The sequence below is a fragment of the Halobacteriovorax sp. HFRX-2_2 genome (assembly GCF_043196705.1).
Classification (GTDB): domain Bacteria; phylum Bdellovibrionota; class Bacteriovoracia; order Bacteriovoracales; family Bacteriovoracaceae; genus Halobacteriovorax_A.
In genome coordinates this window covers 911,520-932,972 of sequence record NZ_JBEBMT010000001.1, presented here as the reverse complement: position 1 = coordinate 932,972, position 21,453 = coordinate 911,520, and the positions used below count along the sequence as shown (strand labels likewise).

Below are 21,453 nucleotides of genomic sequence, written 5' to 3'. Positions count from 1 at the left end.
TCCTTATTTATCGAGAATTGTTTTAGAGTTGATACTACGTGGGCGCTTTTGCTCATCAATGGCCACGTAAGTAAAGATTCCATCTGTTACTCTTACACGCTCAGTTTCAAACTTACGAATAACCCAAGCTTCAACCTTGACAGCAAGAGATGTATTTCCTTCTCTTACAGTTGAGCAGTAACAACAGAGAATATCCCCGACCCCAACAGGTTGGATGAATTTCATTGCTTCAATTGCAATTGTTGCCGTACGGCCATTACAGCGTTTTCCAGAATAGATTGCACCGGCGATATCCATTTGCGAAAGAACCCAACCTCCAAAGATATCACCATTGTGATTTGTATCACAAGGCATCGTTAGCGTACGAACACATAGTTCTCCTACTGGTTCATTTTCACTATTTTTTCCCACCATTTATATCCTTTTAAAGTCAGTTATAATAATTATAAAATATACCTATAATTTTAGAGTAAAAGGTCATTCAATGCTAGAAAAGAAAGAATTGCAACTCATTGGACAAGCTGTTGTTGTCAGCAGTGTTATTGTGGCAGTATTAAACGGAGTGTATCTGTCTGGTATTTTCCTACAAGATGGAATGGTTTCAAGATTGCTAATTCTCTTAGGCGGAAATTTCATCAAAGGTGGCTACATTCAGTGGCTAACGTACTTGGCCTTCTTCTGGTCAATCTCCGAAATAAAAGCATTAAAGGCACAAATAAAAGCAGAGAAATCCTACTTTAAGGCCAATCTGCTGCCTACAGATGAAAAGCACCTGCTCATGTCTGACGATGTTATTCAGATTGGTCAAAAAGTGAAAGACTTTGAGAAGAAGTATTCAAAGACTCTGCTTACTCAACTCATTAAGAACTCTTGTGCGAAATTTCGTTCAACGAAAAATGTTTCAGAAGTTCTTGAGGTTATTAATATCATCACAGACCTACACAGAGATAACTCAGAAACTGAACAGTCCAATATTCGCTATCTCTTATGGGCCATTCCCTCTCTAGGATTCATTGGTACCGTACTTGGTATTTCAAGCGCCTTAATGCTTGCGAACTCTAAAGACATGCAGCTAATTACATCAACTCTTGGTGTTGCCTTTGATACAACACTTGTTGCACTTATTCTAAGTATCATTCTTATGTGGCTCTTTCACGACCTACAAAAAGCAACAGATCAATTTCATATGAAGACAAAAGAATATGTTATTGAAAACCTTGTTAATAAGATTGAGATGTAGGAAAGCAAAGAATGCGCCAAAGAAAGTCCATAGACGTTTTTAATATTTCATTTCTCGATCTACTTTCAGGAGCACTTGGAGCGGTTATCATCCTCTTTATTGTTGTTCCAAAGAATGAAACTCCAGTTGCTGAAAAGCCAAAAGAAGTTTGTGTTGATAATTCACAGGCCTTGTCTCAATGTGAGAAGCTTGCCCAAGATCAAAAGAAAGTCATCCAGGAGCTTACTGCTCAAATTACTCCACCTAAGGCGAAACCAGAACCAAGGCCTAAGCCAAAACCGACACCTGCTCCTGTTGCCAAGAGTGCTGATGTAGGATTTAACTTTAAAGGCAAACGCGTGGCCTTCCTCATTGATGTCTCGGGCTCAATGGGGACAGATGATCGCATCGGCCAAGTAAAGGCAGGACTTAAGATGCTTATTGCCTCAATGGGTAAGGATTACTATGTCGATATTATCTATTTTCCAGGCAAGAATCGCAGTTCACAATATGCCCTCTGGGGTGTTTTACAAGACCTTAGGGATCTAAAAATAAAAGAAGAAGTCTATGAGTTCTTGGCAAGTTTAAGGCCTTATGGGGCCACACCAACAAGGGCCGCCCTTAAGTATGTCATTGACCAATATCCACAAGTAACTGATATCGTTCTCCTAAGTGATGGCTCCCCGACAAAGTCAGGGCGAACAACTTCACCGGATAATATCGATGATATTGTTAGGGATATCACTGATAAGAATCGCCTTCGAAAAGTACAAATTAATGCCATTGGGGTTGGGGCAAAGAACTTTAGTAAGTCGTCGGATTTATATAAGTTTTTAAAGAATTTAACAGATGCCAATAACGGTTTTTTCTATGGCTTCTAAAGTTGGCGAAATTTACGGATTTTGCTAACTATAGATTTTATAGTGATTTTCACCTAAGCCTCTGATTTTATTAATTTAGTTAACCAGCGACTTCAGCGACTTATCCAAAATTGTCATAATAGTGTCAATGAACATGGCACTTAAACCAACATTTCGTCAGCACATTGTCAGAGTCTTGTTAAGAGCAAGTTTCTCGGCACTCTTTTTTGGAGCGACTCTCCTATTTACCTCATGTGCAGGGCCAATGAACCCATTCGGAAGTGACACTCTTTCAATTATTAATGATGGAGATAGTTTCGAAAATCTTGAGGCCTTTACTAATATCTTAGACAACCATCTAAACTTCGATAATGTTGGAACGAGTACAATAGGTATCGAGTTTTTTCCAAAGAAACAAAATCGTCACACTATTTATGATCTCTATATTAAGATCAATTCAACTCGAGGAAAACTTAATCCTGAAAATATTGTGATCTTTTGGAACGGTAGAAATATTACTTCAAGTTTTAAGAATAATAATAAAGTTATCTATGAAGACGACCAAAATATTATTTACAAGATCAACCGACTAAGTCTACCTGCAAGACTTGAGACTGATATTAAAATTGGCTATCAGTACCGTGGAGAAATTCGTTCACTATATCGTTATGAAGAACCTTCATGTAAACAATTTACAACGGCCAATAATAAAACAACGATTACAACAACTGACCCATTTAATGTTAAGACAAGCTTTATTGATCTTGTAAAAAGAGAAGCTTCTAAAGTACATACTAACCCTTCCATGCTACTAGGTATTATTGCCCAAGAGTCAGGCTTTAATTATCGCTCGGTAAGCTCAGCAAAGGCCATTGGACTGACGCAAGTTACAGATGCAGCAAGCCAGCACGTTATTAAGAAGTACGACACGTGGAAAGTTGACAAAAGAATTGAAAAACTTCCGTATGGACTAGTTAAGTTTATGGTTAGATCTGGAAAGATTAACCAAAATAATGATTGGCGACTGAATCGTAAAAAATCGGTTATCGGTGGACTTGAGTATATTGAATACCTAAAGAAGTATTGGCGTGGCAATATCGACCTTGTTCAAAAGTCATATCCAAAAATAAAAAATCTTAAGACTTTTGAAAAAAGCCAACTCTATACCGACTTAATTCTTGCCAGCTACAACTCTGGGCCATTTAGAGTGAAGTCTCAATTAATAAAACTAGAAACAGACTGGCGTAATTCTGATCGCCTTCAAGAAGCAAAGAATTATATTAATCGCGTAAATAGTTACTGTTATCACTTTACACAAAATGACACTCAAGGAGTCATCAATGAAGATCAAGCCATTAATCTTTAATATCTATGCATTTGTGTTTATTGCAATTGCAGTTAGTATTCCAATTCAGGTCATGTTCCTCTATGGTCATGGTGCAACTGATATTGGTGCCATCTGGTCGAAAATGACAGTCTTTAACTTCATGGTTATGGCCTCTTGTTTTCTTAATGCTTACTTTTCTTTTACAGCACAAGATGACATCAAGTGGAGCTTCCCATTATCGATTGGCTTTGTTTGTTTAAATAATTCGATTGTCCTAGTTTATGGAAATGACTTTGAAGCGGCTTCAGTTATTCTATCAACTTTTGCCTATATCCTTATGACTTCATACTTTATTCTGAGTCATGAAACGAATGTTATTAACTCACCTGCAGCTCAGTGGTGGAAAACAGCAATTCGTTACCAAGCACCACTTCCAACAAAAGTGTCATCAACAGATATTCCAATTAACCTTGGTGAAACTTTTGATATCTCAAGAACAGGTGCTTATATTTCATATAATACACCAACACAAAAAGATATCTTCAACTGTGGAGACACTTTTACTTTCAATATCGGAACAGATTTAGAACTAAAGGCCAAGGTCGTTAGAAAATCGAATGCTGTCGGACGCTACCCAGAAGGAATGGGGGTACAATTTGTCGAGCTTGGGGTTGGTGAAAGACTTCAATTAGAGAAGCTTTTAACAAGCCTTAGACAAAGTGTAGATGAAGAAAATATGGATAGTGATAACGATTACGAAGAGTACAATAACGCTGCTTAGTCGTCCCCTAAGTAGCTAAAATAACGAGCTTGATATTTAAATTGGCAGGACCTCACTGAGGTCCTGTTTTTTTATTGGGACTATATTTCAAGTAAATTCTACAATCTCCTACCATCTGTTCATAAATTACCGTAAAAGCAAAGTATGTTACGTACAACTCTAATAATTTTAGCAACATCACTAACAGTGGCCCAGCCCCTTGACCTCAAGGCACATGGTGACACTAAACCTCAGTTTAACCAAGCAGAATTCAGAAAACGCTTATCTGCCCTGATGAAAAAAGGAAAGCGCACGCTCTACTACAAAGAAGCAAGGCTTTATCTTTTTAATAATATCTACGCTTATAATAAGAGCGGTTCTGAGAATAAGTTTCTAAAAGATCTCTACTGTGGCAATGAGTACGAAACGAATGTTGACATTAACTTAGATCAAGAAAATCTTCCTGATGGAAATATCATTAATACTGAGCATACGTGGCCTAAGTCACGCTTCTTTGAATATGGAGACTCAGTTGAACACGGAAAGAATGAATATGATGATATGGTTGCAGATATGCACCACCTCTTTCCAACGGACTCTTTTGTAAATAGCATGAGGGCCTCATATCACTACGGTGAAGTTGATGAGAATAAACTTCAAGACTGTGGGGAATCAAAATTTGGAAAGAATAAGAAGTATCCAACAATGCCTTTATTTGAGCCACCAAATGAAGTTAAGGGCGATATTGCCCGTGGCCTATTCTACTTTGCTGTCACATATGAGCTACCAATCAATGATCGCGAAGAAGAGTTCCTAAGAGCATGGGATAAGTTAGATCCAGTATCTGAGTTTGAAAAGTTTAGGAATGATGAAGTAGAAAAGTATCAGGGCAACCGTAATCCATTTATCGATTACCCTGAACTTATTAATTTGCTAACGGACCTTTAATTATTTGATCTTTGCCATTTCACTTGCTGGATCCTTAGAGTTTCCATTCAAGCGACGGTCTAAGATCATTTTAAAATGAGAATATGGGTATGCGCCCTTAACTGGAACACCGGCCACGACAAAACCAGGAGTGCCACTAAAGCCCAGTTTATTTGCACTTGCTACGTCCGCAGCAATTTTATTTTCAACACGTTTAGAACTTACAAGTTCTTTAATTTTACCAACATCTAATTTCATCTCTTTAACAAGACTAATCAAATATTTCTCACCATGGCGAACCTTGTTTTGATTCCTCAAAATTGTCTCATGGAAATCAAATGCCTTTTGTCCATACTCAATTCGAATGGCCTCATAGTACTTGGCCGCAAGCCTAGCATTAGGGTGAATTGAATCAATAGGAAGGTGACGATAAACAAAAGCTACATCATCTTTATAATCATCAAGGACCTGCTTAACTGTCTCTAGTGCGCGATAACAGAATGGACACTGAAAGTCAGAGTATTCATAAATAATAACCTTTGCGTTTGGATTACCAATAATTAAGTCTTCGCTATGCTTTTCAACTTCAATTGGATTTTTAAAAGCAGCTTCTAAGATTTCTTGCTCTTTCTTATTTCGATCTTCAAGGGCCTTCTCTCTCATTTGAGAGGCCATCTTCTGAAGTGTCTCCATAAATAGCTGTGGGTTCTTTTTCATCACTTCAGTTAAGATTTCAGGATTATCTTCCAATGTTTTTTGAAGATCACTTGCTGATTGCTTTGACTGGCATGATGCTAAGAACAAGGCAACAAAGGCAAAAAGAAGTGGAATAGTTAATCGCTTAGACATAAATGGCCCCTAGTAGTTATTTTTATTAACAAACCTTTCGTAATATTATGGCCAAGCTTTATTCACTCTACGTTAGAGTTATGTCAAATCTTTGAAAAGAATATAAAAAAAGGGCCTTTATAAAGACCCTATTTATCGGTTATTCGACGTTTTTAAATTTTACTGAGCAAATTGCGGGCGGAGTTTGTAACCAATTCCACGAACTGTTTCAATTAAATTTTCATTAAACTTCTGACGTAATTGAAGAACGTGTGTATCGACTGTACGAGTTGATGGATAGCATTCATATCCCCATACCTTATTTAAAATTTCATCACGTGAAAGAGCACGGTTTGGATTTTCAACAAGTAGCTTTAAGAAATCAAACTCCATTTTAGTTAGTTCGACTAAATTTCCGTCCCAAGTTACTTCTCTGGTATCATTATCAATCTTAAGCTTTCCAAGAGTTAGCACACCCTTTGTGTCAATATCCTTGGCCATGGCACCTTGATCACCAATACGAAGCTGAACACGGATACGAGCAAGTAGCTCGCGTGACTCAAAAGGCTTAGTCATATAATCATTCGCACCAGACTCAAGCCCTACGACCTTATCAATAAGGTCAGTCTTGGCCGTTAGAATAATCATTGGCGTGTTATTATTATTTGCACGGATCTCTTTAAGAAAGTCGATCCCTTGCCCATCAGGAAGCATCCAATCTTGGATAATAAGATTAAATCCTTTTAGATCAATTTTTCTTGCCTCTTCAAGAGTCTGTGCCCAAGTTGTATCAAACCCTTCCATTTTAAGAAAATCAAGAATTCCTTTTCCCAGTGAAACATCATCTTCAACTAATAGAATCTTATCCATACTTACTTCCTTTTAGGTAGCGTAATAATAAATTTCGTCGGCTTCTTTACCAACTCAATTTTTCCGCCCCATTCATCAACAATATTTTTAATAATATTTAAACCTAAACCAGTACCAGAACTCTTTGAACCTTTTACGAATTCACTTGTCAGTGTATCGAGATCCTTTGTGATCTCACCACCATCACCTACTTCAATAACAAAGAATTTATCCTTCTCATAAATCTTCAAATAGTGTTTTTCTGCACCGTGAATAAAAGAGTTCTCAACAAGGTTCTTTATTAAAATTTGAAACCAGTAATAATCAACAAAGATCGTATCATTGACTTCAATAGAGATTTCAATTTCCTTATCGTAAGTTTCCTTAATAGGAATGATTGTATCATAAATAAGATCTTCTAAATGATCTAACTTTTCATAACTGAAGGTTAACATGCCTGAAGCATTTGAACCCTGAAGGTAGTGCTTTGACTTCTCCGTCAAACGCTGTAGGCGGTAAACCTCACCCGCAATACGAAGAACATCTTCTTGCTGGTCTTCCGGTAAAGACCCCAAAGAGCGATTCATTTTTTCGACGATAAGAAGGAGAGATGCAACAGGAGTTCTAAACTCGTGAGTTAGAACCTGAAGGGCCATCTTCTTTCGACTTTCTTCAATCTTATCATCCTTAATTTTACTAAAGAGCAGCCAAAGAATGATAAAGAAGATAACAATAATCCCAGTAAATGAAGTCAGGGTTGATGTCGAAACAGTCTGTAGGAGATGCCTTGTGTTCTGTCTCCAACAAATTGGGCCATCATTATAAACACACCACTTTCCAGCACGTGCTCTTGTGATTTGATAGGGTGTCTGGTCTAAGAATCTTTCAATGGAGTCATTGGCATAGAAACGATATTCTAAGACATTGTACTGTCTTGGGTATTTAATCCTAGCAAGTAAGAAGTTCTTAGCAAGGATTGTCCCCTCTTCATTAATAATATCCTGAAGAGTTTCTTGTGAAAGACTTGCTAGAAGTCCATAGATCCCACCAAGTGGCCCAATCTCACGTTGAAGTTGAGCAAGCTCTGAAACATGAAAGTATGAAAGTCTACGTCTTACCCAAGACGTCTGAGAGGCCTGACCTGTGGCCAATTGATATTGAAATAAGAGATAAGCGTAACTTACTCCCGACTCGTGAATATAGGGAGGTGATTTCACAAACCAATTTGGGATATTTCTGATTCTGCCACAACGAATTTGTTCCCATACTCCCTTCTTGCGTGTTCCCGTTAATTGAGACTGAAGAATTTCAATATTTGAACAACCCTTTGAACTTGAAAGAAGAGATGCATCAAATTCTTCAATTGCAAGAGATGGATTAAGAAGCTGGAACTGCTCATCGGAATAATATAGTGATGAGAAGTTGACGATGGCGTAAGGAGTAATCGTGGTCTGCATCTTAACTTTTAACTCGTTAATTTCGTCAATTTGATACTGACTAGCAAAACGAGGTGCGAAAGTTTTTAAAACAAAACTTCCAGAAAAGAAGGCCACAATTAACGCCGTGAATATAAGTACAATATAAGGTTTCATTAAATCTAAGTAATCCCAGCATTTACAATATTAAACGTATCGTTAATAATTGTCCTAAATAAGTCAGAATATTGTCAATTAATCTTATGGCACACAGCAAGACCAACAAAAGGACGTCAAATGCTCATTCTTGGAGTTGATTTAGAAGGTATTAACGAAAATTTAACGCAAAAAGGTGTAAACCTTGAAGTTGACCGCGTTACAGAAATTGGAGCGGTTCTTTGGGACACACGTATCAACTCTCCAGTTAGAGTCTTCTCTGAACTTATCGATGAAAAAGATCGCTTAAAACTTACAGAAGAAGTTATTGAGCTTACAGGCATTGACGAACAATTACTTGCTGAGTGGGGCCGCCGTGGAGATGAAATCAAGATGGCCCTTGAAAGAGTTGCCCTACTTATGAAGAAGGCCGACTATATGATGGCCCACAATGGCGCAAAATATGACAAGCCGATGCTAACGGCCATGTTTAAAAGATATGGTATCGAGATGCCAAATAAAGTTTGGATTGATACTCAGGAAGATGTTGAGTACCCAAGAAGAATCACTCACAAGTCGATGGCTCTTCTCGAGCACTCACATGGCTTTATTAACCCGTTTCCACATAGAGCGGTTACTGATGTTCTTGCAATGCTTAAGATTGCATCTCACTACGACTATGCACGTATGGCAAAATTAGCGAGTGCACCTAAAGTACGTATTGTTGCAGAACTTAAGGCACCAAATTGGAAGAACCGTCAAGAAGTTGAAAAATTCAACGCTATCAAGCATAAGGTTGCACGAGCAAGATTTCAGTGGGATCCAAATGAAAAAATTTGGTCAAAGATTGTTTCTCAAGTTCATATTGATGAAGGAAAGCTTCTCTTTGATTTCGATTGGAGACTTTCATAAGATATTCCACTCGAGCACTACCACCATATAGGTTTCGTCCAGGAGTGAATCCTCACCCCTTAAAACCTGGTGGCCATATGGAAGAAAGCGGCGAGCCCGAAACAGCTCGCCTAGGTTCCAGTGAAGCTTTTAAAAATAATGAAGATTATTTATTTGCCATAGACTTAGTTAATGAAGGCTATTTCTGGGAGGCCCATGCCTACCTAGAGTCATTGTGGAATGAACATAACCGCACGGATGACTTTGCCATTTTATTTAAGGCCATTATCAAAATTGCAGCAGGACTATTAAAGCTAGAGATGAAGCAAGAAAGTGCGTTTAGAACTCACTTTGAACGCTGTCTTGAACTTTTAAATGAATTAAATTACGAAGTTTTTTGCGGAATCGAAATCAAAGAGCTAAAAGTCTTGGTTTCTCATATGCTCAGCGAATCTTTCGAAAGCGCCCCAGAGTTCTTTATCAAACTCAGGCTTTAGCTGCTTCTTATCCATGGCCTTTCTCATACAATAGAGCCACTCATCTCTTTCAGCGAAACCAATCTTAAATGGAAAATGACGCTTTCTCATACGAGGATGGCCATACTTTTCAATATATAAACTTGGGCCACCTAGCCAGCCCGATAAGAACATAAAGAGCTTCTTATTAGCACTCTCAAGTGAGCTTGCGTGAATGGCACGACACTTTGAGGCCTTAGGATCAGTATCCATGATTTCGTAGAAGTTATTAACAAGTTCTTGAACGCCCTCGGCGCCACCTAGCTTATGATAAGGAGTCATCTTTAATTTTCGAATGAGAAATTCTGGTAGTTTGATTTTCATAAATAAAAAAGGGAGTCGCTCTTATAGCAACTCCCTTCTTTATATATCACTAGTTTTGGATATTGTTAAGTAGGCGGTAAGCTTCAATACGTCCAGACTTAGCTTTTGTGATAAGTCCTGGATTAGGTACAGAAGTAGAATAGATTCTTTCTTTAATTTCAGAAAAAGATAGTCCATCTTCTTTTGAAAGTAGAAGCCCTAGAACTCCTGAAACCATTGGCGTGGCCATTGAAGTCCCAGACATTTTCTTATAACGGTTATTTGGAACAGTTGAAAGAATATTTGATCCTGGAGCAAATACGTGAACTGTTTCTTGTCCATAGTTAGAAAATGATGAACGGTTACCTTTTCCATCCATTGCACCAACAGTGATCACGTTAGCAACATCATAATTTGCTGGATACGTTGGCCTAGAATCATTATCCATTCTCGAGTTACCTGCAGCAGCTACGAAAAGAACACCTTTATCACGTGCGTTTTCGATCGACTCCTTAAGTGCTTCAGAGTACTCTCCTCCACCCCAAGAGTTTGAAAGAATTTTTGCTCCATTAGCAACAGCATAGTCAATTGAAGAGATTGCATCAATTGTTTCACCTGAACCACTATCACTTAGGAATTTAATCGACATAATTTTAACATTTGCCATTACACCCATAATACCAGTTCCATTGTGACGAGCACCAATTACACCAGCACAGTGAGTTCCGTGAGAGTGGCCATCCATTGGGTCACCATCTTTATTTGCGAAGTCATATCCGTATACATCATCAATGAATCCGTTTCCATCATCATCAATTCCGTTACCTGCGATTTCACCTTCATTCTTCCAAGTGTTAGCTTTAAGATCAGTGTGAGTGTAGTCAACACCTGTATCAATAACAGCTACAACTAGGTCGCGATTACCTGTTTCAACATTCCATGCAGCAGTTGCATTGATGTCTTCACCAGCTTTTCCTCTTGAGAACCAACCACCAGAGTTGCTTCCATCATTTAAAAGTCCCCACTGCTTAGAAAATTGCTCATCGCGATTTTCAGTTAGTGAAGAGTCATCTTGTTGAGGTGCAGAGAATTCATTTAAGTTAATAATCCAGTTTTTCTCAACATACTCAACCGCTGGGTCTTGTACAAGACCTTCGAATTTTTGCTTAACAACAGCAAATGTACCAAAGCTAAGTTTTCTAACCTGAGCATCGGCCATATTTGTGTTAACAAAAGATTCGTAACCTGGCTTTAATTTAACAATGTAACCATTGTAATTTTGAGCTGAAGCGCTCAGTGCGCACGTCATACCTAGTGCAAGAAATAGTTTTTTCATGATTTATCCTTATGTTCATCCGTGATCAAAAGTAATTCGGGTAAAAAAAATGATTTCATTTAAATTTTCTTAAGACAAGTTCAGATTTCAGGTTGTAAGAAGTTGTTACAATACCCGAGTTTTCACATTGGTCTTTTAAGCCTTTTCCTACTTTATTGATTTAGGTATTATGAAGAGCAAATTATAAAAGGATTTTAAATGTCAGATTCGACTGAAACGAATATTCAAAAAAGTAAAAACGAAAAAAATGAAAACCCGTTCATCAACATTCTTTGTAATGTTGTGATTCCGTCAGTAATACTAACGAAGTTCTCAGGGCCTGAAAAACTAGGACAAGTTAATGCTCTTATCATTGCCCTTGCTTTTCCACTCCTCTATGGTGCATGGGACTTTATCTCTAAAAGAAAGTTTAACTGGATTGCGGCTATTGGTCTTGTGAGCGTTCTGCTAACAGGCGGAATTGGTCTTTTAGAACTAGATCGCACATGGATGATTGTCAAAGAAACTGCTGTTCCACTTGTAATTGGTCTTTTTGTACTTGCTTCTCAATTCACAAAGAAGCCACTGATAAGAACTCTATTTGAGCAAATTTTTGATATGGAAAAAATCCACCTGGCTTTTGAAGCAAGAGGTTTACACGACGACTTCAAACAAAAGATTCACATTGCAGGATTCTACTTCTCTTCAACATTCTTTCTGTCAGCATTTTTAAATTATGTTCTAGCGGTCATCGTCCTTAAAGGCGCCCCTGGAACAGTTGAGTTTAATGAGAGCTTAGGAAGAATGACTGCTCTTAGCTTCCCAGTGATCTCTGTACCAACTTTAATTGTGACAGTGATTATTATTTTTACTCTAGTAAATTACATCAAGAAACAAACACAGCTTCCATTAGAAGAAATGGTTAAGCAGCAATAATAAAACCAAATATAAATGAGGGTTTATGAAATTTAATCAATTAGGAAATACAGATATTAAAGTCAGTGAAATTTGTCTTGGGACAATGACATGGGGTGAACAAAATACAATTGAAGAGGCCCATGAGCAACTTGATCTAGCGCTCGACTATGGAGTTAACTTTATTGATACAGCTGAAATGTATCCAGTTCCTGGTCAACAAAGTACATACACAAAGACAGAACAATTCATTGGAAAATGGGATAAGATGCAAACTCACAGAGACAAGTTTATTCTTGCTTCTAAAGTTGCAGGCCCTGGATCAATGGATAGCTACATTAGAAATAGTGACATTAGAAAGATCGCCTTTTCAAAAAGCGATATTAAGACAGCTTGTGAAGCTTCTCTAAAAAGACTTAACACTGAATACTTAGACCTCTACCAAATTCACTGGCCATCACGTGTGACAAATTTCTTTGGCCGTCTAAATTACGAGCATATCACACCTGAGATTGAAGTAAGCTTCAATGAAAGAGTGGAGGCCATGGATGAGCTTATTAAAGAAGGTAAGATTCTTCACTGGGGATTATCAAATGAATCACCATGGGGAGTTATGAAATACCTTGAAGCGGCCAAAGAAACAAATATTGCACGCCCAGTTTCAATTCAAAATCCATACTCTCTACTTAATCGTTCATTTGAAGTTGGCCTTGCAGAAATGGCAATTCGTGAGAAAGTCGGACTACTTGCTTATTCACCACTTGCTTTTGGCGCGCTCTCTGGAAAGTATCTAGATGGAAAGAAACCTGCAAATTCTCGCCTAACTGAATACGGTGAGTACTTCACACGCTACTCTTCAGAGCATGCACAAAACGCGATCAGAGCTTATGTCGAACTTGCTAACGATGTAGGGCTTTCACCTGCAACTCTTGCTCTTGCCTTTGTGAACAAGCGTGAGTTTAATACATCAAATATCATCGGTGCAACGACGATGGAGCAATTAAGAGAGAACCTTGCCACAAGTGAAGTGACTCTTGATAGCGACACTCTTAATCGCATCGAAGAAATACACAAGGTATTTACTATACCTTGCCCATAAGACTGGTACTTTCTGCCACTCACTCCACATAAGTTCTTGATTTAATTTAATTTGATAAAATCTAGAACAAGAACTTATGTGGAGGCGTTCATGTTTTCAAAATTTAAGCACAAGAGTGAATTCGATCTTGGCAAACAAGAGCTTGCAAAAATCTTCTTTGAATTAGAAGAGTTTGAAGATGCACCTCTTAAGATGGCCCTTGCTAGTTATGAAAACTTAAAAGCTGGAACAAAATCCACAGAAGACTTCTTCTACTATCTAATTGAAGATTCAATTTTTACTTCCCTATACGCTACATTCTATGAGCGCATTTTCATGGCCATCAATCAGTATCCGGAACGTGCACTTGAATTAGTTGAGAGCTTTAGTGCAGACTCAGATGAGAGGGAGCAAGTTATTGCAACTCAAACTCAGCAGCACCTGGCCTTTGTTGAAAACTACGGAATGTGTAGCGGATGCGGCTCATGTGAATACCACCAAGACGTGGCCGAATTAATCGCCTACTATCAAAAGGGTGATATCGACTTCTTTACTGAGTTATATATCGGTATGCAGACAATTCAATTTGCCATGGAATACTTTCTTTACGACTATATTCCAAGCGATCCAAAACTTGTTAAGCTTACGGCCCCTGCGCTTATGCAAAACTGGCGTGAATTAATCTACAATTACGCTAAACTTAAAGCGCGTGAGCTTTAACTCATAAACTTACAAGTTCTATCTTTAAGCTAGATAAAATTGCATAAACTAAAACTCCTTAATATCATTAATAGGATTATAAAAAGGAGTTTATAATGAAAGTACTAATTAGTTTACTAATGCTTCTGCCTGCTTTCGGTGCAGGACTTCAAATTGGAAATGATCTAGCTTCCAACCCTGTTGAAGGGAGTATCCGCTTAACATGTAATGACAGAAATCAGCACCAAATTCGCTACGTAAATTGTAGTGCAAATTACTTAAGCCCATCTGAGTTTTCACGCTTTGTTCTAGACGAAGGTGAAAGAGTTGATGCAGACGAAGTAACTCTATACTACAAGGACCACAAGGGACGCAAAAAATCGAAGTCATCTTCATTTGATGCTGAAAAAGGTGAAAGTTCTAAGAAGTTCAATCTTTGGATCTACACTCTACTTCAAAGGCCACTACTTAACTACTACGGTGAAAATGAAATCGAGTACAAGCTAGAAAAAAATGGACGCGAAGTTGCTACTGGAAAGTTCATTGTTAATGTTGAAAAACAAGACACAAAGTACTGCCAAAGTGCAAGCTACTGGTCAAGCAATATGGATGACTGTCGCTTCCCACAAAACTTCTGCGCTCGCTACTTCCGCGATTACAACTACTGCCAATAAATAGCAAAATACAAAGCCTCCAGTCCGGAGGCTTTTTTTATTCTATAATTTCAATTTTAAGTTGTAAATCAAGGTTTTCATTTTTTACATGCGTAAAGAATAGAAACCTTGATTTTTTCGACTTTCAATAAAAGTGCATATACTACTTTGACACTTGTTGCCCTTCGAGAAAAACCCTTAGGGCCTCAAACAAATCGATGGCACTTAGGCCTGATATTGAAAAGCATATTGAGTCAATATCATCAAAGAAACATGTGCCTCTTCTTGCGTTAACTAAACCTATCTGGGAATAAGTTTTACCCAATTCAAAGTACCTAAGAGCAGCATAAGCTAAAACCTGCTTTAAATCTGCGCCTTTAAAATTCCTATCACCACATTTAGATTCAAAAAGAGTATCAGACATAGCTAAATCACCTTCACAGCCATTTAGAAAACCACAACCTTTAAACTTAGGATAATACTCAATACCAGAATCTTCTATAGAAAAAAGTTTAACAAAACGGCGGAAAGAGTAAAATAAATCCTTTACTTCATGTATTGAAATATTTTTTGATAAGTCACCTTTTTCCAATTTTTTTATTTTGTCATGAGCTAGGCTTAAAGCCTTTTCATAATTATCTGTATTAAATTCACCAAGAGTACAAACAATAAAAGCCGTTTCATTAATTAGTCCACGATCACCAGAACTGATTGCTGATGTAACGGGGGATGAAAAGCGCTTTAATTCACTTTTATTAATTTTCAAAATGTAACTAGTGAGCATGGGAGCAATGTTTTCCCAAAATGAGTTATAGTTATTAGCAAGCTGCCTTTCAGATATCATATAATCCCCCTGAAGTCACCATTACCTAGTTTAGAATTCGCCCAATTCAAATACACAACACTAAATGAATCAAAACTTTTTTTATTATGATTTCTCCAATGCTTCCCTTCATCCCCAAGAATGTATGATGCAATCAAGAAACTATTTTTCTCCCATTTACTCATAGAGCCAAATCTTGTTCTCAAGTTACTAATCCAAGCTGTATATCTCCACTTCGTCATAATTAATATAACATCTCTTTTTATTAACTCTGAATTAGTTTTCTTAAAAATATTATTTAAAATTTGCTCATTCTCATCACGTCGATCTTGCCCCAGAATCAAAGTAACGTAATGTAGATTTAAATCAATTTGAAATAAGTAGTTCTCATTTTTGATTTCACTAATCAATATATCAAAAACCGCTCGTCGATCATCTTCATGTAACTCTGGACATATATCATAAATAGTCATCATAACCTGTGAAAAAACAGGAGCAAGTAATTTTAAATTCTCCAGAAGTGTAAATACTGCGTCCTTCTTTGACGTTACATCTAAATGCCTAATTGCCTTTAATAATCTTGAAACAAGGTGCCTATGTACTCTCGTTTTTGAATGCAATTCTTTTTTTAATATTCCGAGTATATCAAACTTTCCAATCTGCTCTTTAAGTTCATTATAATCCTCATCTGCAGTTTCAGAATAAGGATCGTATCTTAAATTCAAACGTAAGAACTGATTTTTATGATCATTCGATGCATTAAGTTTGCCATATATTTCTGAATTTAATAAAAACTCTTCACACTGCATCACCCTTGTTTTGGTTTTCTGAAGTGATAATCCTTCATTTTCCAAGAGAAGCTCTGATAAAAGTCTTAAGCACTTATAAGCTTCTTCTTTGTTATTTGTAAAAATATGATAATCATCTGCGAAACGACAAAACCTAACCCCTTCAGTTTTTAAAAGTTTATCAGTACTATTTAATACTAACTCAGACAATATTCTAGAAGCATTTCCGCCAACAGGAAGACCATACGATTTACTGTTTGAAAACTTAGACAGAAGTTTCATAATTCTGCTAACCGTATCACATTTTAAGTTTAACTTTTGCAAGGCATTCTCTAGTCTGTGATGATAAATTCTAGAATAAAAATCAGAGATATCACAAATTAAAACGAACTTATACTCTTCACAAAGCTTCAAAGACTCCTCTTGAAAGGCTTTCCAGTTATATTTTTCATCAAATAGCTTATGCGATTCAGTGTCAGGGAAGTATCTATATGAAAAAACATAGTTTTCTGTCTTAGGAATCCTTTCATTTTCGATTTCATCTGAAATTTTTAACACAAGAGATAAGAAATAAGCGTTCCAAAATGGATCAATTTGAGTTGCCCAACGAAAACCAGTATACCCTACCGGGCAGAGCAAACTCTTATTCAAAGGGGGACAATCATTCAATTCTACACTAAATTTATCTTGCATATCTTTTAAAATATTTACACAATCTGATTCAAAGTCGTAAAATATTTTTTTCTCTACAGGATAAGGAAAAATATCTGTATCCCCATATCTTGCAATATTTTTCAATGCTAGTTTAAAACTATCTTCCATAACTTCCCCCTTAATTTCTAAAATAAAGTTAATATATTTCTCGGTACAAAAGCGATGATTTATAAGAAAATTTACAAAATTCAGGTCATGCAAAGGAAGTTTCAGTAAACTACTGATACTACAAGAACACTCAATGAAAAGCTAACTTATATAGAGTCTTACATAATCAGTAATAAAAAGAATCTTAAATAAATCCCCTAATTGCTTTGTTACGAGGCATACAAAACAGTACGAATCATCAATACAACGAGAACAAAACCTCTGATATATGCTTATTCAAACTTATTAATTACATCTATGTCTTCTTTAACTTCCTCTAGCCCCTTAGGAATAATTCGATAAATCATATGTGCAACAAAACCACTACACATAATTAAAGCTGAAATAACTTTAGACAAACAAGGTACAGTGAAAAGATATATTCCTAGGCCAAGTAACAAAAATGCAACAATCAATAAAGCTCTATCAAGTCTAACAGGAACCATCCCCTTATACTTCTTCTCACACACACCACAAGTTTGAGGCTCTTTAATCGCATGTATCCAAGAGATAGTTCTTGTCTTACAATTTGGACACGCAAGAATCGTGAAATCTTTAAATCGTGGCTCCTTAACAAGCCTTAAATCACCATCAAACTCAGTTGGTATGCCCCACTTCTCATACTGTCGGGAAACTATATAAATAAAGATAAACAAGAGAGCTAAAGCCAAATAAATCATCAGAATAGTGTATATTCCCTTCTGTGTATCAAGTAATAAGAAGCTAAATATAAAGCAGCATAAAAGATAAGCAATAAGAAGAGTATTCTTATCCCTCTCTTTTTTATCAGTTATTTTGTTTGAGTATTTTGAAATTAGCTTAATTGCATAATTTACAAAGATAGAGATAAACAGATTTATTATCAAAAGTATAAGTAGATCATGATGTAAAAACTCAGGTGTGAATTGTTTTATTAATTCAATGAAGCTTTCGAAAAAATTAAATATCATAGATATTTAGCTACAACTTTTGCCAAAATAGTTATGAAAGAATCTCTTTCATCAATTTGATAATAGTTATTAAACTCATAACTATCTAACTCCATCTTTTGATTCTGAGATTCAATATCCTTAAGATTTAAATCACCCAAGATAATACTCTCAATATCCTTAAATACCTTTTTCTCATTATCACAAAAATTATTATCTAAATGTCCAATTGTACGAACCATGTGTAAAACAAAAGACTTTCTGGCCGGAGTTTTAATTAAATCAAGCGCCTCAATATAGTTACCAATAGGCTGACTAAAGCTTTGTCTTAAAACTTCAATATCTTCCTCGGTCGCATTTAAAAGCTTATGAGAGTTTAATTCATCTATTTTTTTCTTAAACCACTTCTCTTCTGATGAAGAGATAACGCCATCCATATGTATAAGACTTAAGACTAACTTCCATACTTCTAGTAGTTCTTTATCCATCTAGCTTCCTCACAATATTATTATGAATAAATATCGGTATAAATAAGTAAAATTGTGAACAAAATCACAGGCCTTAGCGAAAAACTAGAAATATAAAATAACTAACTGAAATTATGAAACAGAAAAGCCTCCAGTCCGGAGGCTTTTTTTATTCTATAATTTCAATTTTAAGTTTTGAGTTTTTAATATTCTTAATCTTATCGACATTGTCAGTAATCTCCCCCAGCTTTATGAGGCCAGTAGAGTAAGAAAAATCTTTATAGAATATCGCAATATTCCCCCATGGAGCATAGTAACAGATATCCCCAACACGAGGCTCATACCCAGCAGGCTCACCTTCCACAGAAAGCTTCTTTGGGAGATAGAAGATCTTCTCATTAGAAGCATAGTCCTCAACCTCAACTTCAAGAGGTAGTAGATCGAGAATTTTAGTGTTTTCAAGAATGCCTTCAAATTCAAGGTCATCCACTTTGATTCGTATCTTCACTTTACTTCTTACTCCTAATGCTCCTAAGCCCATCCTTGTATTGCTTATCACTAACTTTTTCCATCCAAATGACATTTTTACCATTCTTCTTTTCTTGTAACGCTAAGTGAGTGACAGTATTTTTATGATCTGCTCCATGCCAATGCTTTACTCCTGCTGGAGTCCATACAATATCACCGGCCTTCATGACTCGCGCTTTTTCTCCCCACTGCTGAACAACACCTTGTCCCTTTGTGACAACAAGAAGTTGTCCTTTTGGGTGTGTATGCCAAGCTGATCTAGCATTTTTTGAAAAAGTCACCTCACCACCAGTTAAGTCTGAAGTGTCATGAGTTTCAAAAAGAGGTCTAAGAAGTACATTACCAGTAAAGACAGGAGAGCTACTATCAAACTTAATGGTCTTATTAGTCGGTGTGATTTCCATAAGTTTCTTTTCGCCTTGAGCTTCACCATTGGCATTTGTAATACCTGAACAGCTCATAAGCCCAAGAGAGAGAATTAAAGTTAAAACAAATCCATTTTTCATGACTAACCTCCAAGATTATTATGCGATGACATTTTCAACAACTTCATCTTCTTTTTTATTAAAAACAGTTTTTACAAATAAGAAAGTAAGTATTGCAGAGACAAACCAGAACAAACTACTCATTGAAAAGACTGCAAATGAACCACTTTTATCGTAAAGAATTCCTCCTGCAAAAGCACCTATTCCCGCTGCTGTTTGCACTGAGGCAACATAAAGACCACCGATTGATTCCGTATCATCGGGTGCAATCTTTGTCCCCCATGTCGACCAACCGACAGGAATTGGTGCAAAGGAGATCCCTAATAAGAATATTAAAACTCCGGCCTCGATAGCACTTGTTTCATTAAAGGCCAGGGCAAGAGATGCCAATGCAAGTAAGAATGGGAAAGCACTTAGTGCAAAAACTAAGCTTCTTTTTACTATTTCAGCTGCTATAAAGGTTCCCATAAAATAGGCAGCATCAAAGAGAAAGAAGACTAACGATATCCCCTTTACATTAAGACCTATCGTATTTTCAAGATAAGGCCTCATATATGTGATCGTTGCAAATCGTCCACAAAAAGTTAAAGCAACAGCAAGTAAACCGACTTTGACCGAAGGCCTTGATAGAGTTTTAAAAATTGTTTTGAACTTAACCTTAGAATTTGCTGCTAGAATTGGCATACTATAGAAAAGCCAAATCATTGAGGTAATTGCTATTAACGAATCAATGAGAAAGATTGTACGCCAGTGCATGTATTGCCCAAGAAAGCTTCCAAGGGGAGCGGCAAGCATCGTTGAAAATGAAGCGCCTCCAAAAATGATCGAAAGGGCCTTAGGAAGATTATCCTTGGTAACAAGACGTGTAGCAAGGGCCGCGGCCATTGACCAAATCCCTCCCAAAGAAATCCCTAGAAGTCCCCTACCAAAAAGAAGTATCACAAGATTAGGAGAAAGAGAGACGATAGCAGATGAAATTGCAACTAGTGCAGATAAGCTTATCAGCAAGTTTTTACGGCCAACCTTTCTAGTCGCATAAGATATCGTTAAACTCGTTAAAACAGCAAATATTGAAGTAATCGTTATGGTTTGCCCAGCAAAGCCTTCGCTTACAGCAAGATCCTTTGCCATTGGAGTTAAGAGGCCGACGGGTAGGAATTCTGCAATCATGACACTTGAGATCCCAAGAGTCATTGCCCATACTGCCCCCCATGAATTTTTATTTTGATTTAACACGAATAATTGATCTCCACATTGAATTATTATTTAAATCAATTATGGGATAAATCATTGTTTCGATAAATGACACTATAGTTTATGAATCATTAACTATCACTTACTAATCTTTCATTAGAAGACGTGGGCCAGTACCTTCCTGACCAAGTTCATCATCAGGGTTACGTAAAGGACAATCTTTTAAAGACAAACAACCACAACCAATACAATATCCAAGCTGTGACTTTGTTCTTTCAATTAACTGAAGACGTTCATCTAAAACCTTTTGCCAACTACGCCCAAGCTTCTTCCAATCACTAGCTGTGAGATTCTCTTTATTCTCAATGCTTTTAAATGCTTCTCTGATTTCTTCTAGGCTAAGACCAATACGTTGAGCGACCTTTAGATAACTAAGAATACGAAGTTCACGACGATGGAAGCGCCTTTGGTTACCTTTATTACGATGGCATCTTAGTAAGTTCTTTGACTCATAAAAGTGGATCGCAGAAATAGAAACTCCACTTCTTTTACTGAGTTCACCAACGGATAAATATTCATTTAACTCGGCCATAAAATCTCCTATTGACCTCAAGTTAACTTGAGGTTTTAGAATACTATCACAATTTAACGTCAATATGAAATGAAAG

General features: G+C 36.8%; 25 protein-coding genes. 11 read left to right on the top strand and 14 right to left on the bottom strand.

The genetic code is table 11. The features are described 5' to 3' along the window. Positions 1-3: 3 nt before the first annotated feature. The gene (locus tag ABMA79_RS04505; RefSeq protein ID WP_392855921.1) at positions 4-414 is read right to left on the bottom strand and encodes an acyl-CoA thioesterase; all 411 of its coding nucleotides are present in this window, start codon (positions 412-414) and stop codon (positions 4-6) included. A 70-nt stretch (positions 415-484) separates the two neighbouring features. Between ABMA79_RS04505 and ABMA79_RS04500 the strand changes: the two genes are divergently transcribed. The 5 genes from ABMA79_RS04500 to ABMA79_RS04480 all read left to right on the top strand — a co-directional run bounded on the left by ABMA79_RS04500 (position 485) and on the right by ABMA79_RS04480 (position 5,114). Further along, complete coding sequence (locus tag ABMA79_RS04500) at positions 485-1,240, top strand: MotA/TolQ/ExbB proton channel family protein (protein ID WP_393090629.1); 756 nt, start codon at positions 485-487, stop codon at positions 1,238-1,240. A gap of 11 nt (positions 1,241-1,251) precedes the next feature. After that, positions 1,252-2,100 (top strand): VWA domain-containing protein, encoded by an 849-nt coding sequence (locus tag ABMA79_RS04495; protein ID WP_392855926.1) that lies wholly within the window; start codon positions 1,252-1,254, stop codon positions 2,098-2,100. 127 nt (positions 2,101-2,227) lie between these two features. Next, the gene (locus ABMA79_RS04490) at positions 2,228-3,445 is read left to right on the top strand and encodes a transglycosylase SLT domain-containing protein (RefSeq protein WP_392855927.1); all 1,218 of its coding nucleotides are present in this window, start codon (positions 2,228-2,230) and stop codon (positions 3,443-3,445) included. Beyond that, on the top strand, positions 3,420-4,187 hold the full coding sequence (locus ABMA79_RS04485) for a PilZ domain-containing protein (RefSeq protein WP_392855929.1): 768 nt from the start codon (positions 3,420-3,422) through the stop codon (positions 4,185-4,187). Before ABMA79_RS04490 ends, ABMA79_RS04485 begins: the two co-directional genes overlap by 26 nt. Before the next feature lie 144 nt (positions 4,188-4,331). Then, positions 4,332-5,114: an endonuclease I family protein gene (locus ABMA79_RS04480; RefSeq protein WP_392855931.1), complete on the top strand. Its 783-nt coding sequence runs from the start codon at positions 4,332-4,334 to the stop codon at positions 5,112-5,114. On the opposite strand, the gene ABMA79_RS04475 is transcribed toward ABMA79_RS04480, so the two are convergent. The 3 genes from ABMA79_RS04475 to ABMA79_RS04465 form a co-directional block, all read right to left on the bottom strand. After that, a complete protein-coding gene (locus tag ABMA79_RS04475; RefSeq protein ID WP_393090626.1) occupies positions 5,115-5,942 on the bottom strand; it encodes a DsbA family protein in 828 nt (275 codons plus the stop codon). 159 nt (positions 5,943-6,101) lie between these two features. Further along, positions 6,102-6,791 carry a response regulator transcription factor gene (locus ABMA79_RS04470; RefSeq protein WP_392855934.1) on the bottom strand — a complete coding sequence of 230 codons (690 nt, stop codon included), beginning with the start codon at positions 6,789-6,791 and terminating at the stop codon, positions 6,102-6,104. Between the two features lie 2 nt (positions 6,792-6,793). After that, on the bottom strand, positions 6,794-8,362 hold the full coding sequence (locus tag ABMA79_RS04465; protein WP_392855936.1) for a sensor histidine kinase: 1,569 nt from the start codon (positions 8,360-8,362) through the stop codon (positions 6,794-6,796). A gap of 120 nt (positions 8,363-8,482) precedes the next feature. Between ABMA79_RS04465 and ABMA79_RS04460 the strand changes: the two genes are divergently transcribed. Next, positions 8,483-9,253, top strand: a complete 771-nt coding sequence (locus tag ABMA79_RS04460) for a 3'-5' exonuclease (RefSeq protein ID WP_392855938.1) — start codon at positions 8,483-8,485, stop codon at positions 9,251-9,253. A gap of 77 nt (positions 9,254-9,330) precedes the next feature. Next, positions 9,331-9,729 (top strand): DUF309 domain-containing protein, encoded by a 399-nt coding sequence (locus tag ABMA79_RS04455; RefSeq protein ID WP_393090623.1) that lies wholly within the window; start codon positions 9,331-9,333, stop codon positions 9,727-9,729. Here the strand turns inward: ABMA79_RS04455 and ABMA79_RS04450 are convergent. Both ABMA79_RS04450 and ABMA79_RS04445 read right to left on the bottom strand, forming a co-directional pair. Beyond that, the gene (locus ABMA79_RS04450) at positions 9,652-10,071 is read right to left on the bottom strand and encodes a group II truncated hemoglobin (protein ID WP_393090620.1); all 420 of its coding nucleotides are present in this window, start codon (positions 10,069-10,071) and stop codon (positions 9,652-9,654) included. The genes ABMA79_RS04455 and ABMA79_RS04450 overlap by 78 nt on opposite strands. Before the next feature lie 49 nt (positions 10,072-10,120). After that, a complete protein-coding gene (locus ABMA79_RS04445) occupies positions 10,121-11,386 on the bottom strand; it encodes a S8 family peptidase (protein ID WP_392855942.1) in 1,266 nt (421 codons plus the stop codon). 198 nt (positions 11,387-11,584) lie between these two features. Here ABMA79_RS04445 and ABMA79_RS04440 point away from each other — a divergent pair, with 198 nt between their 5' ends. The 4 genes from ABMA79_RS04440 to ABMA79_RS04425 all read left to right on the top strand — a co-directional run bounded on the left by ABMA79_RS04440 (position 11,585) and on the right by ABMA79_RS04425 (position 14,731). After that, positions 11,585-12,301: a VC0807 family protein gene (locus ABMA79_RS04440; RefSeq protein ID WP_392855944.1), complete on the top strand. Its 717-nt coding sequence runs from the start codon at positions 11,585-11,587 to the stop codon at positions 12,299-12,301. A 25-nt stretch (positions 12,302-12,326) separates the two neighbouring features. Then, positions 12,327-13,379 (top strand): aldo/keto reductase, encoded by a 1,053-nt coding sequence (locus ABMA79_RS04435; RefSeq protein WP_393090618.1) that lies wholly within the window; start codon positions 12,327-12,329, stop codon positions 13,377-13,379. Positions 13,380-13,469: 90 nt separating this feature from the next. Continuing rightward, complete coding sequence (locus ABMA79_RS04430) at positions 13,470-14,078, top strand: hypothetical protein (RefSeq protein ID WP_393090615.1); 609 nt, start codon at positions 13,470-13,472, stop codon at positions 14,076-14,078. A 95-nt stretch (positions 14,079-14,173) separates the two neighbouring features. Continuing rightward, positions 14,174-14,731 (top strand): hypothetical protein, encoded by a 558-nt coding sequence (locus ABMA79_RS04425; protein ID WP_392855949.1) that lies wholly within the window; start codon positions 14,174-14,176, stop codon positions 14,729-14,731. A gap of 142 nt (positions 14,732-14,873) precedes the next feature. Here ABMA79_RS04425 and ABMA79_RS04420 read toward each other — a convergent pair whose 3' ends face one another. From ABMA79_RS04420 to soxR, 8 genes are all read right to left on the bottom strand, one after another. Continuing rightward, on the bottom strand, positions 14,874-15,554 hold the full coding sequence (locus ABMA79_RS04420) for a hypothetical protein (protein WP_393090613.1): 681 nt from the start codon (positions 15,552-15,554) through the stop codon (positions 14,874-14,876). Continuing rightward, a complete protein-coding gene (locus tag ABMA79_RS04415; RefSeq protein WP_393090611.1) occupies positions 15,551-17,143 on the bottom strand; it encodes an RNA-directed DNA polymerase in 1,593 nt (530 codons plus the stop codon). Before ABMA79_RS04415 ends, ABMA79_RS04420 begins: the two co-directional genes overlap by 4 nt. 272 nt (positions 17,144-17,415) lie before the next feature. Beyond that, complete coding sequence (locus ABMA79_RS04410; RefSeq protein ID WP_393090608.1) at positions 17,416-18,132, bottom strand: hypothetical protein; 717 nt, start codon at positions 18,130-18,132, stop codon at positions 17,416-17,418. Continuing rightward, positions 18,129-18,599: a hypothetical protein gene (locus tag ABMA79_RS04405; protein ID WP_393090606.1), complete on the bottom strand. Its 471-nt coding sequence runs from the start codon at positions 18,597-18,599 to the stop codon at positions 18,129-18,131. Before ABMA79_RS04405 ends, ABMA79_RS04410 begins: the two co-directional genes overlap by 4 nt. Before the next feature lie 148 nt (positions 18,600-18,747). After that, a complete protein-coding gene (locus ABMA79_RS04400; protein ID WP_393090605.1) occupies positions 18,748-19,086 on the bottom strand; it encodes a cyclophilin-like fold protein in 339 nt (112 codons plus the stop codon). A gap of 1 nt (position 19,087) precedes the next feature. Continuing rightward, positions 19,088-19,612 (bottom strand): cupin domain-containing protein, encoded by a 525-nt coding sequence (locus ABMA79_RS04395; RefSeq protein WP_393090602.1) that lies wholly within the window; start codon positions 19,610-19,612, stop codon positions 19,088-19,090. A gap of 18 nt (positions 19,613-19,630) precedes the next feature. Next, the gene (locus ABMA79_RS04390; protein ID WP_393090601.1) at positions 19,631-20,827 is read right to left on the bottom strand and encodes an MFS transporter; all 1,197 of its coding nucleotides are present in this window, start codon (positions 20,825-20,827) and stop codon (positions 19,631-19,633) included. A 103-nt stretch (positions 20,828-20,930) separates the two neighbouring features. Next, positions 20,931-21,377, bottom strand: coding sequence for a redox-sensitive transcriptional activator SoxR (gene soxR / locus ABMA79_RS04385; protein ID WP_393090599.1), 447 nt, complete (start codon positions 21,375-21,377; stop codon positions 20,931-20,933). Positions 21,378-21,453 lie beyond the last annotated feature (76 nt).